The sequence below is a fragment of the Georgenia thermotolerans genome, assembly GCF_009193185.1.
Lineage (GTDB): Bacteria > Actinomycetota > Actinomycetes > Actinomycetales > Actinomycetaceae > Georgenia > Georgenia thermotolerans.
This window is the reverse complement of sequence record NZ_VUKF01000072.1, coordinates 1-13,053: the sequence shown is the minus strand read 5'-3', so window position 1 is coordinate 13,053 and position 13,053 is coordinate 1. Positions and strand designations below refer to the sequence as shown.

13 protein-coding genes and 3 tRNA genes are annotated in these 13,053 nt (G+C 74.9%); 10 read left to right on the top strand and 6 right to left on the bottom strand.

The genetic code is table 11. The annotated features are described in order from the left end of the window. The first annotated feature begins 207 nt into the window (after positions 1-207). Positions 208-402 carry a helix-turn-helix domain-containing protein gene (locus GD970_RS20540; protein ID WP_152204753.1) on the top strand — a complete coding sequence of 65 codons (195 nt, stop codon included), beginning with the start codon at positions 208-210 and terminating at the stop codon, positions 400-402. Then, positions 348-1,574, top strand: coding sequence for a tyrosine-type recombinase/integrase (locus GD970_RS20535; protein WP_193315004.1), 1,227 nt, complete (start codon positions 348-350; stop codon positions 1,572-1,574). The genes GD970_RS20540 and GD970_RS20535 overlap by 55 nt, the downstream gene beginning before the upstream one ends. Positions 1,575-1,701: 127 nt before the next feature. Here the strand turns inward: GD970_RS20535 and GD970_RS20530 are convergent. The 3 genes from GD970_RS20530 to GD970_RS20520 form a co-directional block, all read right to left on the bottom strand. Next, a tRNA-Phe gene (locus GD970_RS20530) sits at positions 1,702-1,774 on the bottom strand. Positions 1,775-1,817: 43 nt separating this feature from the next. Next, positions 1,818-1,891, bottom strand: a tRNA-Asp gene (locus GD970_RS20525). 57 nt (positions 1,892-1,948) lie between these two features. Beyond that, a tRNA-Glu gene (locus GD970_RS20520) sits at positions 1,949-2,021 on the bottom strand. A 364-nt stretch (positions 2,022-2,385) separates the two neighbouring features. Between GD970_RS20520 and GD970_RS20515 the strand changes: the two genes are divergently transcribed. After that, on the top strand, positions 2,386-2,751 hold the full coding sequence (locus GD970_RS20515; RefSeq protein ID WP_452179890.1) for a metallopeptidase family protein: 366 nt from the start codon (positions 2,386-2,388) through the stop codon (positions 2,749-2,751). A 2-nt stretch (positions 2,752-2,753) separates the two neighbouring features. On the opposite strand, the gene surE is transcribed toward GD970_RS20515, so the two are convergent. Continuing rightward, positions 2,754-3,614, bottom strand: coding sequence for a 5'/3'-nucleotidase SurE (gene surE / locus GD970_RS20510; protein WP_152204751.1), 861 nt, complete (start codon positions 3,612-3,614; stop codon positions 2,754-2,756). A gap of 101 nt (positions 3,615-3,715) precedes the next feature. Continuing rightward, on the bottom strand, positions 3,716-4,765 hold the full coding sequence (locus tag GD970_RS20505) for a 1-phosphofructokinase family hexose kinase (protein ID WP_152204750.1): 1,050 nt from the start codon (positions 4,763-4,765) through the stop codon (positions 3,716-3,718). A 165-nt stretch (positions 4,766-4,930) separates the two neighbouring features. Between GD970_RS20505 and GD970_RS20500 the strand changes: the two genes are divergently transcribed. From GD970_RS20500 to GD970_RS20475, 6 genes are all read left to right on the top strand, one after another. Then, on the top strand, positions 4,931-5,428 hold the full coding sequence (locus GD970_RS20500; RefSeq protein WP_152204749.1) for a GNAT family N-acetyltransferase: 498 nt from the start codon (positions 4,931-4,933) through the stop codon (positions 5,426-5,428). 77 nt (positions 5,429-5,505) lie between these two features. Beyond that, entirely contained in the window at positions 5,506-7,440 is a 1,935-nt protein-coding gene (locus GD970_RS22410; RefSeq protein ID WP_226925510.1) for a mechanosensitive ion channel domain-containing protein, read from the top strand. A 78-nt stretch (positions 7,441-7,518) separates the two neighbouring features. Beyond that, a complete protein-coding gene (msrB, locus tag GD970_RS20490; RefSeq protein ID WP_152204748.1) occupies positions 7,519-7,932 on the top strand; it encodes a peptide-methionine (R)-S-oxide reductase MsrB in 414 nt (137 codons plus the stop codon). Further along, entirely contained in the window at positions 7,929-8,732 is an 804-nt protein-coding gene (locus GD970_RS20485; protein WP_170297338.1) for an endonuclease/exonuclease/phosphatase family protein, read from the top strand. The genes msrB and GD970_RS20485 overlap by 4 nt, the downstream gene beginning before the upstream one ends. Before the next feature lie 112 nt (positions 8,733-8,844). After that, the gene (locus tag GD970_RS20480; RefSeq protein WP_152204746.1) at positions 8,845-9,768 is read left to right on the top strand and encodes an AEC family transporter; all 924 of its coding nucleotides are present in this window, start codon (positions 8,845-8,847) and stop codon (positions 9,766-9,768) included. Further along, a complete protein-coding gene (locus GD970_RS20475; protein WP_152204745.1) occupies positions 9,765-10,634 on the top strand; it encodes an EamA family transporter in 870 nt (289 codons plus the stop codon). The genes GD970_RS20480 and GD970_RS20475 overlap by 4 nt, the downstream gene beginning before the upstream one ends. A gap of 75 nt (positions 10,635-10,709) precedes the next feature. Here GD970_RS20475 and GD970_RS20470 read toward each other — a convergent pair whose 3' ends face one another. Beyond that, positions 10,710-11,378 (bottom strand): hypothetical protein, encoded by a 669-nt coding sequence (locus GD970_RS20470; protein WP_152204744.1) that lies wholly within the window; start codon positions 11,376-11,378, stop codon positions 10,710-10,712. A gap of 316 nt (positions 11,379-11,694) precedes the next feature. On the opposite strand from GD970_RS20470, the gene GD970_RS20465 reads away from it, so the two are divergent. Next, positions 11,695-13,053, top strand: a 1,359-nt coding sequence (locus tag GD970_RS20465; RefSeq protein ID WP_226925509.1) for a DEAD/DEAH box helicase, incomplete at its 3' end; no start/stop codon positions are given.

The following is a 13,053-nucleotide window of genomic DNA, read 5'->3' as shown; positions in this document are numbered from 1 at the left end:
CGGCGGGCAGGTCGGCCTGGGTGAGCAAGCCGTCTGCGGCCTGATCCCAGGGGCGGGGCGTCGGAAGTGCCATGCGCACGAGATTATCGGGGAAGGGGCCCCTATCTCATGTGGTTGCAAGGACGCGAATGTCGGTGTTAGATGTCAGGTAGTGGCACAAACGCTAGTTGCTGTGGCGGTCACCCGGACCCGAGGAGGGGACAGGGCATGACGGAAGCGACGAAGACGGACTACCTCACGCGTGCCGAGGCCGCCGCCCGCTGCCGGGTGCCTCTGCCCACGTTCGACAAGCTGCGCCGGGAGGGGCTGATCCCCGCACCGGACGCGGAGGTCGGCAAGCACAAGCTGTGGCGCGCGGACACGATCGAGGAGTTCCTCGAAGTCGGCGGGACGAGGCGCTGATGCCTGGGCGACCGTCGAAAGACTCCCCGCTGCGTCTCGACCCGCATACCGGCAGGCCCCTGCCCGAGGGCATCCGCTGGAGGGAGGATCGGCAGCGCTATCAGATTCGCGTCCTGGTGCCCGACCTGTACGGCACCTGGGCCGAGCGCGCACGCACCTTCCGCACGCTGAGCGAGGCGAAGAAGGAGCTCGCCAAGGCCGTCGCCGGGAAGAACCCAAACGGCGCGATGACGCTGGCGCAGTGGCACGAGCGGCACTGGTCGGCGATCGAGGCGTCGGTGCGACCGGGCACGGCACGCGCCTACGCCGTGGCGTGGCGCAGGCGGGTGGGGCCGACGCTCGGACACCTGAAGCTCGAGGCGATCACCTCACCCCTCATCGAGACGGCGATGGTCGGGTGGGACTGCTCGCCCTCGACCAAGGGTGATGCGCTCGCGCTCATCAGCCGCCTGCTCGACGCGGCGCGCCGGGCGCGGATCATCGACTACAACCCGGCGCGCGAGATCAAGCGCCCGACCCCGGACGGCTCGACCTCGCCCACCTCGCGGGCGCTGACCATGCCCCAGGTGAGGCGGATGCTCGAGCTCATCCCGGCCGGCGTCTATCGCCGCTACGCCGCCGCGCTCGCCTTCACCGGCATGCGGGCGGGGGAGGCGACCGCCATCCGGGTGCGCGACGTCGACCTGGCGCAAGGCGTGCTGCGCGTCAGCCGCAGCTTCTCGCCCGGCCTGAACGGCGAACTCATCGAGCAGAGCCCGAAGAGCCACAAGGAACGCCAGGTGCCCATCGTCCAGGCGTTCCTGCCGTATGTGGACGAGGCGATGACGGGCAAGGGACCGGACGACCTGCTGTTCTCCGGGCCGACCGGCGGCCGGCTCGTCGCGGCGAACTTCCGCCGGGCGGTGGACTGGGCGACGATCCGAACGGCCCTTGCCCGCCCCGACCTGCGCGTGCACGATCTGCGCCACACGTTCGCCACCATCCTGTTCGACGCCGGCGCATCGGCACCGGACGTCCAAGCGGTGCTCGGGCACTCCAGCCTGCAGGTCACCGAGCGCTACTCGCGCGCACGCGAGGGGGTCGCCAGGCGAGCGGGTGCGGTGTTCGACCGCCTCACCGACGACGGATATGGCACGGATATGGCACAGCGCCCCGCGGGGCCCGGCCTGTGAGCGCCGTCGGCGCCGCGGTGCCCAGGCGACGAGCCGGCAGCGGACACCCCAGAAACGGTGCCTGACCAGGACAAACGGCTGGTGGAACGACGAAGGCCCCGCACTCACGTGCGGGGCCTTGCGGCGGTGGCTCCGACCGGCGTCGATCCGGTGACCTTTCGATTTTCAGTCGAACGCTCTACCAACTGAGCTACAGAGCCTTGACACGAACGCCCAGTCCGAGGGACTGGGCGTCCGTACCGGCGACCCCGACGGGACTTGAACCCGCGACCTCCGCCGTGACAGGGCGGCGCGCTAACCAACTGCGCTACGGGGCCTCGTGTGAGGCTGTGGAGCCTGGTACTGCTATGTAGTTGTCTCCTGCTGGCGGTGCGTACCCCCAACGGGATTCGAACCCGTGCTACCGCCGTGAAAGGGCGGGGTCCTAGGCCGCTAGACGATGGGGGCCCGTGAACTGCTTCTGGACTTCCCGTGACGCCGTGGCGCCCCTGGACCTCGAACAGCATAGGGGGAAGGAGGCGCCCGGAGCAAAGTCGGGGCGGTGTGCTTCCCGTCACGTGCCTCGGGGTGGGTGGGTCGGCCGGTCCGGACGTGCGCGCTGTCCTTCGCGCGACGGGCGCGTGGTCGCCCACCGGCCCGGGGCGGCAAGGGCAGCGCACGGCGACAGCGGCCGCTCACGCGATGGCAGGAGGCGCGGCGGGGGCGTCGCGACCCGTGCGTCCCGCCCACGCGAAGGAGGCCGCCCGCGCGACAGTGGCCGCCCGTGCGGCGGGGGAGACCCGTGCCCGGAGGAAGCAGGCAGGATGGTGGCGTGGTGGAGATGACGCGCGAGGCGTTCGAGGAGGCCGTCGCGGACGCGCTGGACCTCATCCCGGCCGAGCTGACCGAGATGATGGACAACGTCGTCGTGCTCGTCGAGGACGAGCCCACCCCCGAGCAGCTGCAGGACGCCGAGGAGGATCTGCTCGGTATCTACGAGGGCACCCCGCTCACCGAGCGGGACTCCTGGTGGGCGGGGTCCCTGCCGGACCGCATCACGATCTTCCGCGGCCCCACGCTGCGCATGTGCGAGAACGCCGAGGAGGTCGTCGAGGAGGTGGCGATCACGGTCATCCACGAGGTCGCCCACCACTTCGGCATCGACGACCACCGCCTGCACGAGCTCGGCTGGGCCTGAGCTCAGCCGTCCTCGCCCTCGGTGATCTCCCCGGTCACGCCGTCGGCGCCGGTGGACATGACCGTCCCGGTGCTGACCTCGACCATGCCGGCCCCGGCCGAGGCGGTGCCGTCGAAGGAGGGCAGGACGATCCCGCTCTCGTCGTCGACCGGCGCGCGGACCATGCTCACCGTGGCCCAGCCGCGGGCGAGCAGGTAGTGGTCGGTGCCGGGCTCCTCCTCGGCCTCCACGCCCGAGTAGGTCAGCTGCACGTAGTCGCTGCCCTTCTCCCGCACCCGCGCCTGCACGGCACCGAAGCTGGCCAGCGACGCCGGGCGCAGCCCGCGCAGCCGGTCGGGGGCGACGTCGGGCACGTTGATGTTGAGCACCCGGTCGTGCCAGGGCTCCTGCACGAGCCAGCGCAGCCCGTGCGCGGCCACCTGCTGGGCGGTGGCCCAGTGCTGCGGCTTGGCGGAGGCGATGGAGACGGCCATCCCCCGGATGCCGTGGGAGGAGGCGGACAGCGCCGCCCCGACCGTCCCGGAGTGCAACGTGGCCCGACCGGTGTTGGCGCCGAGGTTGACCCCGCTGAGCACGACGTCGGGCTTGGGGCCGAACGCGCCGAAGGCCGCGACGAAGGCGATGAGCGCGGGGGCGGCCTTGACCCCGAAGGACTGCACCTCCTCGGGCAGGCCCGGGGGCCGCTCGTCGACGAGCACGAGGTGGCCGTCCTCCTCCTGGGCCGTCAGGGACGCGCTGGCGCCGGAGTACTGCCGGTGCGGGGCGGCGACGACGACCTCGTGGCCGGCGTCGAGGGCCGTCTGGGCCAGGACGGTGAGACCGGGGGACGCGATGCCGTCGTCGTTGGTGACGAGAACCCGCACCGGGATCATCTCCTTCGTATCGAGTGCTGGTTCCCATCTTTCCCGTCCGGCCCGGATCCTGCCCGGCGCACGAGCGGACCCGCCCCGTCGCCCGACCGGCCCTACCCGGTCTCTCGGACGGTGATGCGCTGGGCGAACCGCTCGATCTGGTCGCGCCGGCCCGTGCCCAGCCCCCGCCGGGTCACGTTGAGCGCCCCGGCGGCCGCGCCCAGCCGGACGGCGTCGGCGATGTCGAGGCCGCGGCCGAGGCCGACGGCGATGCCCGCCGTCATCGAGTCCCCCGCCCCCCGGTGCTCCAGCGGGGTGATCACCGGCCCCTCGGCCTGGCGCACGCCGTCGGCGGTGATGAGCAGCGAGGGGTCCTGCGCCCGGGAGATGACCATGGCCCCCACGCCCATCTCCACCAGCCGCCGGCCGGCCGCGATGAGGGACGCCGGCGCCGCGTCCGGTGCCAGCCCGGCCGCACAGATCTCCTCGTGGCTCAGCTTCAGCACGTGCGGGCCGGCCTTCGCTGCCGACAGCGCCGCCTCGCCGGACAGGTCCGCGACCACGGTGCGCCCGGCCTGGCGCAAGTCCCGCACGATCCGCCCGAAGAACGTGGCGGGGACGACGTCGGCCGGCTCCGCGCCGGTGACGACGAGGACGTCGGCCTCGAGGGCGTCGACCAGGACGGTGCCGTACAGGTCGTCGAGCTCGTGCCGGTTGAGGGCGAAGGGCGGCATGTGCGCGACGGTCTCGCGGTCCTCGCCGCGCAGGTCGTGCACGTAGGCGCCGTTGCCTCCGCTGTAGGTCACGCCGTGGATGGTCAGCTTGTCCGTGCTGAGCATCTGGGCCACCAGCGGGCCGATCTCCCCGCCGAAGGGGCCGCACACGGTCACCTCGGCGCCCAGGGAGACCGCCATGCGGGCGACCCACAGGCCCTGGCCGCCGGGGTGCATGTGCACGTCGGCCTGCTGCGCCGACCGTCCTGGGACCCCCTGGTGGTCGGCGATCTCCACGACGAGCAACGGGGTGGGAGCGAGCACGCAGATGCGCGGGCGGCGCGGGGCGCCGTCGGGGGTCGTGCCCGGCGTGCGGGCGACCGGCAGGCGGCCGCCGGGGTCCCCGTCCCGCGGGAACAGCCCGGAGATGCCGGTGGGGGTGCCGTCCATGAGCGGAGCGTAGGTGCGCCGCCCCCACCCCGCCAGGGGCGTCGTCCCCGGCGCCGCGGGCGGGCGCCGGCCAGGTTCGGCGGCAGCGGCTCCCGTCCTCGCCGGCGACGGCGCCGCTCGCCCCCACCCCTAGCACGGCCGTGTGACCCGGGGCACCATATGGGCATGACGAGCCCGAAGCCGGCGACGAGCACGCCCCCCGTGCGCATCATCGAGGGCCAGGCCGCGAGCGAGCGGGCCGCCCGGGCGCTCGAGGCGTACTTCGACGAGCTCGACGAGCGTTTCGCCGGGGGGTTCGACCCGGCGCTCACCGAGCAGGTCGACCCCGACGACGTCACGCCGCCGCGGGGGGACTTCCTCCTGCTGACCGAGCTGACCACCGGGAAGGTGCTCGGGTGCGGCGGGGTGCGGGTGCTGCCCGGCGGGGACGTCGAGCTGCGCCGAATGTGGCTGGTGCCGGACGCCCGCGGCAAGGGGCTGGGCCGGTTCCTGCTGCGCACCCTGGAGAACCGTGCCCGCGCGCTCGGCGGGCGGCGGGTGGTGCTCAGCGTCAACGAGTCGCTCACCGAAGCCCTCGCCCTGTACGAGTCGGCCGGCTACACCCCGACCGAGCCGTTCGAGGAGAACCGCTACGTCACGGTCTTCCTCGGCAAGGACCTCTGACGCGGGGCGCGTCGCGGCGACCCCCCGTCTACCTGCTGCCCAGGAATCTTTGAGGAACGCGACCGTAGCCTGGAGCCATGACCTCCGCCGCCGAGCTGTCCGACGCCGTCGATAAGTCCGTCGACATCCTGACCCTGGTCCTGTGGATCGTCGGGGGCGTGCTGGCCGGTCTGATCGCCAGCTTCCTGCTCACCGGCGTCCTGCGGGTGGTCGGGCACCGCCGCCCCTTCGCGGCCATGATCGTGCACCGCGCCCGCCGGCCGGTGCGCGCCATCCTCGTCGTCATCGGCGCGTGGACGGGCCTGGTGCTCGCCACCCCCGTGCCGCCGGGCATCCGGGAACCCACCTGGCGCGCCGTCGGCCAGCACCTCCTGCTCATCGCCCTCATCGCGGCCTCCACGTGGTTCGTCGCGGCGCTCATCCGGGTTCTCGAGGACGCCGCGCTCATGCGGATCCAGCGCGTGGGGGCGACGGCGCGGGCCCGCCGGGTGCAGACCCAGGCCCAGGTGCTGCGCCGGGTGGGCGTGGCGATCGTCGTCGTCCTCGGCATCGCCGGGGTGCTGCTGACCTTCCCGGGGATGCGCGCGGCCGGCGCCAGCATCCTCGCCTCGGCCGGCGTGCTGTCCGTCGTCGCCGGTCTCGCCGCCCAGACCACCCTCGGCAACGTCTTCGCGGGCTTCCAGCTCGCCATGACCGACGCCATCCGCGTCGACGACATCGTCATCGTCGAGGGGCAGTTCGGGCACATCGAGGAGATCACCCTGACGTACGTCGTCGTCCGGCTGTGGGACGACCGCCGCATGATCATGCCCTCGACGGACTTCACCACCAAGCCGTTCGAGAACTGGACCCGGCAGGCGCCGGCGCTGCTCGGCACGGTGCCGTTCGAGGTGGACTGGCGGGTGCCGGTGCCGCGGATGCGCCAGGAGCTCGAGCGCCTCCTGCGGCTGACGGACCTGTGGGACGGCCGGGTGGGCATCCTCCAGGTCGAGGACGCCACCGGCGGGTCGCTGGTCGTGCGGGCCCTCGTCTCCGGCAAGGACGCCCCCACGCTGACGGACCTCAAGTACTACCTGCGCGAGAACCTCGTCGACTGGCTCCAGACCCAGGCGCCGTACGCGCTGCCGCGCCGCCGGCTCGAGCAGCAGGAGGTCACCCAGCTCTTCGACGACAGCCGCGACCCGCGCTACGCCGAGGTCGCCGAGGAGATGGAGGAGCTCGCCGAGCTCGACGGCGCCCGGCAGGCCGACGACACCCTGCTCGTGCCCGCGGCGAAGGAGGACCCGCACGAGCGCCGGGAGCGGCAGCTGGCCGCGCGGCGGGCGCGCCGGCGCGCCGAGAAGGAGGACCGGCGCCACGCGCGCTTCGAGGGCCTGCGCCGGCGCGAGGAGGTCACCCACCCCCGGCACCCCGCCCAGGACGAGACCCAGCGGCTCGACCCGCGGATGCTCGGCCTCGAGGCCGGGGCCGCCGGGGGCGTGCCCGAGGGGGCCGGGGACGGCACCGGGGACCGGAACCGCGGGGCGGCCGGGAACGGTTCCGCGGCCCGGGACGGTTCCGCGGCCCGGGACGGCGCCGCGTCCCGTGACGGCACGTCCGGCGACGGCACCCGGGAGGGCGGCGCGCCGGGCGACGGCGCCCGCCGCGACGACGCCGGGCGGGCCGCGGCCGAGCGCGTCGAGACCGAGGACCGCCCCACCCGCACGTCCCTGCGGGAGCGCGCGAGCCGCCTGCCGATCACGGACCCGCACGGCACCGCCGTGCTGCCCGCCGGCGGGCAGCCGCCGGCGCACGAGGGCTCCACGGCCCGGGTCGGCCACGAGGCGAGCATCTTCTCCGGCTCCCCGGAGGCGGAGGAGCGCGCCCAGGCCTTTGCCGGGCCGGGGCAGGAGGCGCTGGACGAGCGCGAGCTGACCGCCGACCGCAAGCGGGTCGAGAGCAAGCGGGCCGAGGAGCTCTACGGTCACGACGCCACGCCCGACAACGACGGCGGCGAGGGCGAGGGCGACTGACCCCCGACCCGCCGCCGGCCCCCGCCGGGCGGGCCCGACCCGCGTGACGATCGTCCGGATCTGGCGCACGATGGAGCCATGAAGATCACCAAGTCCGAGGAGCAGTGGCGCGCCGAGCTCGACCCGATGGAGTACCACGTGCTCCGCGAGGCCGGCACCGAGCGGCCCTACACCGGGGAGCTGCTCGACGAGCACCGGGTGGGGGTCTACCGCTGCCGCGCCTGCGGCGCCGAGCTGTTCCGCTCCACCACGAAGTTCGAGTCCCACTGCGGCTGGCCGAGCTTCTACGCCCCGCAGGACACCGACGCCGTCGAGCTCCTCGAGGACCGCAGCCTCGGCATGGTGCGCACCGAGGTCCGGTGCGCCTCCTGCGGCTCCCACCTCGGGCACGTCTTCGACGACGCCCCGCAGACGCCCACCGGTGACCGCTACTGCATGAACTCCGTCTCGCTGACCTTCGAGGAGCGGCCCGACGGCGCCGAGGCGTCGTGACGCCGCTGCGCCTGCTCACCCTCAACCTCCAGCACGGTCTGCCGGCCGTGGGCTCGCCGCGCAACGGCCAGCCCGCCAGCGCCGAGATCCTCAGGGAGGCCGCGGGCGAGGTCGCGGCGGTGGGCGCCGACGTCGTCCTCCTCCAGGAGGTCGACCGGAACCAGGCCCGCTCGGGGCGGGCGGACCAGGCCGCGCTGCTCGCCGACGCGCTCGGCCTGCGCGCCCACCGCTTCGCCGCCGCGCTCGCCGGCTCCGCCTCCGGCCTGCACGTGCGGGCCCGGCGCAGCGAGGCCCGCCGCGGCTTCGGCGTCGCCCTGCTCAGCCGCTTCCCGGTCCGCTCCTGGCACGTGCTGCCCCTGCGCGGGACCGGGCTGCGGCTGCGCCGCGGCGGGGACCTGCTCGGCTGGTCCCTCGGCGGCTGGTTCCCCGCCTTCGACGAGAGCCGGGTCTGCCTGGCCGCGGTGCTGCGAACCCCCGACGGGCCGCTGACGGTTGCCGTCACCCACCTGTCGACCATCCCCGACGTCGCCCGCGCCCAGCTGGCGCGCAGCGCCGCCGCGGTCGCCACGCTGCCAGGCCCCCGGGTGCTCGGCGGCGACCTCAACCTCACCCCCGGGGACCTCGCCCTGCCCGGCTGGACGGCGCTGGCGACCGCGCGGACCTTCAGCAACGCCCGCCCGCGCATGCAGCTCGACCACCTCCTCGGCGCCGGCGTCGCGGCCGCCGGCCCGGGCCGGGCGCACCACTTCACTATCTCCGACCACGCAGGCCTGAGCGTCGACGTCGTCCCCGCCGGCTGAGCACCGGCAGGTGGCGGGGGAGCCGCCACCCGTGGGGGCGACGCCCGGTCACCGTTCAGGCCGGTGGCCGTCCGGTGGGAGGATGTCCGAGGCGCCGGACGGGAGGTGAGGAGTGGGAGCGGTCCTCACGGGCTTCGTGTCCCTCGCCGTCGTCGTGGCCCTGGGCTACGTGCTCGGCCGCTTCGGGATCCTCGGCACCGGCGCCGACCACGTCCTCTCCCGGCTGACCTTCTACGCCGCCACCCCGGCGCTGATGTTCCTCACCGTCGCCGGGGCCCGGGTGAGCGACATCTTCTCCGCCGGCGCGCTGGCCAACGTCGCCGCGGTGGCCGTGGCGGCGAGCCTCTACGCGCTGGTCGCCCGGGTGGCCCTGCGCCGCCGCGGCGCCGAGGTGACCCTCGGGGCGCTGAGCGCCAGCTACGTCAACGCCGGCAACCTCGGCATCCCCATCCTCGTCTTCGCGACCGGCTCGGCCGCGGCCATCGCGCCGATCCTGCTCCTGCAGCTGCTCGTCATGGTGCCCGTCGCGTTCACCGTCCTGGACGTGCAGACCGGGCGTCGCGGCATCTCGGTCGGCCAGGTCCTCCTCACCCCGGTGCGCAACCCGCTGGTCATCGGCGTCGCGCTCGGGCTGCTGTTCTCCGTCACCGGCTGGCGCCTGCCCGACCCCGTCCTCGCGCCGATCGAGATGCTCGGGCACATGGCGGTGCCGACGATGCTCATCGCCTTCGGGCTGTCGCTGCGCGGCGCGCCGCTGCCCGGCACCGGCCGCGAGCGCGGGCCGCTGTGGGCCGCCGTCGCGATCAAGACCGTCGTGGCGCCCGCCGTGGCGTACCTGCTCGCCCGCGAGGTGCTCGGGCTGGGCGGGACCGAGCTGCTCGCCACCGTCATCGTCGCCGCGCTGCCGACCGCGCAGAACGTCTTCGTCTACGCCATGCGTTACGGTCGCGCGGTGCCGCTGGCCCGCGACGCCATCCTGCTCAGCACGCTGGTGTGCATCCCCGTCGTCATCGCCCTGGCCGGGGTGCTCGCATGAGCCTCCTGCCCCCGTCCCGCGTGCCCGCCCCGGCCCTGTTCATGGCCTCCGGGGCGAGCCAGTACCTCGGGGCCGCCATCGCCGTCGAGCTGTTCGTCCTCATGCCCGCCGCCACCGTGGCGTGGTGGCGGGTGGTCGTGGCGGCGGTGTTCCTGCTGCTGTGGCGCCGGCCGTGGCGGACCGGTTGGACAAGGCGAGACCTCGCCGCCTCGGCGCTGTTCGGGGTGGTGCTCGCCGGGATGAACCTGCTCTTCTACGGGGCGATCGCGCACCTGCCGCTGGGCACCGCCGTCTCGCTGGAGTACCTCGGCCCGGTGGTGGTGGCGGCCCTGGGCGGGCGCGGGGCGCGATCGCGCGTCGCCGTGGTCCTCGCGCTGCTCGGCGTGGTGTCCATCTCCGGGCTGGGGGTGGACTGGTCCGCGCCCGGGACGGCGCTGGGGGTGGCCTTCGCGCTCGCGGCCGGGGCGGCGTGGGCCGGCTACATCGTCCTGGGCCGACGCATCGCCACCGCGCGCAGCGGCCTGGACTCCCTGGCGGTGGGCATGGCCGTCGGCGCGCTGGTCTACGCCCCGCTCGCGGCCGGCACGGCGGGGGCGGCGCTGGCCTCTCCGGCCCTGGCGCTGGCCGTGGTCGGGGTGGGCCTGCTCTCCTCGGCCGTGCCCTACACCGTCGACCAGGTGGCCCTGACCCGGCTCAGCGCGCCCACCTTCGCGCTGCTGACGGCGCTGCTGCCGACGACGTCGCTGCTCGTCGGTCTCGTCGTCCTGCGGCAGGTGCCCAGCCCGGGCGAGATCCTCGGCCTGGTGCTCGTCAGCGTCGCCGTCGCCCTGGCCTCCCGCGGCGAGGACGGTGCGCGCAGCCGCTGACCCTGCCCCCGGGACGTCGCCGGAGCGGCCGATCCGCCGCCCGGGGAGAGCGGGTATCGCCGGGAAACAGCCCGGCTAGGGGATGCCCGGCAGGCCCCGGGCGACGCCGTCGTCGCCCGCCCGCAGCGACACGGCCCGCTCCACCCAGCCCGGCGGCAGCCAGGCGCCCGAGGCGAGCGGGGGGTGACCGGGGTGGGCGGCGAGCGCCCACATCGCGAAGAGCAGCTCGGCCCAGTCGGACTCGAGCAGCCAGCGCACCGGGCCGGTGGTGGACTGCCCCGACAGGTCCACGAGCCCGGGCCGGCCCACCTCACAGGCCCCGACGGCGGCGTACGGCCAGGCGGCCAGCCCGCCCGGGGCGGAGAGGTAGAAGCCGTGGGTGGAGACGGTCAGCAGGCCGGTGCCCGCCGCCTCCCAGCGCGGCGCCGCGTCGCGCTCGGCCGCGCGCTTGCGGCGGGCGTTACCGACCAGCTGCCCGGCCGCGACGGCGGCGGTGGCCGCCAGGCCCACCGCGCCGGTGGCGAAGAAGAAGCCGGAGCTGCGCCGGTAGGAGCCGTCTCCCGCCCGGAGCACGTACCGGGTGAACGGCCCCGCGGCCAGGAGGGTCTCGGCGTCGGCCAGCTGGGGACGCACCGGGGAGGGGACCGGCGTCGGGGGTCGCACGGGCCGGCCCCGCGCCCCGGCCAGCGCCATCTCGCAGGTGAGCCACAGGGCCCGGTCGCGCTGCGTCCACTGCTCGGCCACGCCCCGACCCTAACGGGGCCGGGCCCGGGCGCATCGGCCGGTACCCGCCGTCGGCCCGGGCGCCTCGGCCGGGACCCGCCGTCGGCCCGGCCACCCCCCCCGGCGGCCGCATCCCGCCCGCCCGGCCCGCGTGGGCCTCCTCACCGGACGCGACAGCCCCGCAACCACGCGCCCCGTGCGATACTGCTGGCAGGGTGCGCCGCTGACCGGCGTCCCGACATCGCACAGCACGGCTACAGCGCCGGCGGCCCGGCCGCCGATGACGCGGACGGCGGAGATGCCTGCGGTGACCTCCTGCTGAGAGAAGTGCCCCTTCGTGCTCGACACCACGACACCTCGTACCACCCTGCCCACCGACGGCGCGTCCTTCGCGGCGCTCGGCGTCCCCGCGCCGCTGGTGCGGTCCCTGTCCTCGCGCGGGATCACCGCGCCGTTCCCCATCCAGTCCGCCACCCTGCCGGACACCCTCGCCGGGCGCGACGTGCTCGGCCGTGGCCGCACCGGCTCGGGCAAGACGCTCGCGTTCTCCCTCCCGCTCGTCGCGCGCCTCGCAGCCCTGGTGCCCTCGGGCGAGACCATCCCCGGGCGCAGCAAGCCGTCGCACCCCCGCGGCCTCGTCCTGGCGCCCACCCGCGAGCTGGCCACCCAGATCGCCGAGACCGTCACCCCGCTGGCCGAGGCGGCCGGCCTGCGCGTCACCACGATCTTCGGTGGGGTCAAGCAGGGCCGGCAGGTCGAGGCGCTCCAGCGCGGCGTCGACATCGTCGTCGCCTGCCCGGGGCGCCTCGAGGACCTCATGCAGCAGAAGCTCGTCCACCTCGACGCCGTGGCCGTCACGGTCCTGGACGAGGCCGACCACATGGCCGACCTCGGCTTCCTGCCCGGGGTGACCCGGATCCTCAAGGCCACCCCGGCCGGCATCCAGCGCCTGCTGTTCTCCGCCACCCTCGACAACGGCGTGGACAAGCTCGTCAAGCAGTTCCTCGCCAACCCGCTGCACCACTCCGTGGACTCGGCCGAGTCGCCCGTCGCGGCGATGGTGCACCACGTCTTCGAGGTGAGCGGCACCGACGAGAAGAACGAGCTCGTCCGCACCCTCGCCTCCGGAACCTCCCGGCGGATGCTGTTCACCCGTACCAAGCACCAGGCCAAGAAGCTCGCCCGCCAGCTCACCACCGCGGGCGTCCCCGCCGTGGAGCTGCACGGCAACCTGTCCCAGAACGCGCGCGAGCGCAGCCTCGACGCGTTCGCCTCCGGCGAGGTCCGGGTCATGGTCGCCACCGACATCGCCGCCCGCGGCATCCACGTCGACGACGTCGACCTCGTCGTCCACGTCGACCCGCCGGCCGAGCACAAGGCCTACCTGCACCGTTCCGGGCGCACGGCCCGCGCCGGTCACGGCGGCGACGTCGTCACCGTCGTCCTGCCCGAGCAGCGCGGAGACTTCCGCCAGCTGGCCCGGGCCGCGAAGATCCGCGCCACCCCGGCGCGCGTGACGGCCGCCGACCCGCGCGTCCTGGCACTGGTGGGCGACGTGGCGCCGGTCGTCGCGCCCGACCGGGCGCCGGTGGCCGCCTCCCGCAAGCCCGCGCCGCAGCAGCCCAAGGCCCGGACCGCCGCGGCCGGCCGCAAGCGCGCCGGCACGGCGGGCGGGCACCGCACGGGGGACGTGGCG

Coding starts and splice junctions, on each gene's coding strand:
- GD970_RS20540 (WP_152204753.1), top strand. CDS start 208: ATGACGGAAGCGACGAAGACGGACTACCTCACGCGTGCCGAGGCCGCC.
- GD970_RS20505 (WP_152204750.1), bottom strand. CDS start 4,765: ATGGACGGCACCCCCACCGGCATCTCCGGGCTGTTCCCGCGGGACGGG.
- GD970_RS20500 (WP_152204749.1), top strand. CDS start 4,931: ATGACGAGCCCGAAGCCGGCGACGAGCACGCCCCCCGTGCGCATCATC.
- GD970_RS22410 (WP_226925510.1), top strand. CDS start 5,506: ATGACCTCCGCCGCCGAGCTGTCCGACGCCGTCGATAAGTCCGTCGAC.
- msrB (WP_152204748.1), top strand. CDS start 7,519: ATGAAGATCACCAAGTCCGAGGAGCAGTGGCGCGCCGAGCTCGACCCG.
- GD970_RS20475 (WP_152204745.1), top strand. CDS start 9,765: ATGAGCCTCCTGCCCCCGTCCCGCGTGCCCGCCCCGGCCCTGTTCATG.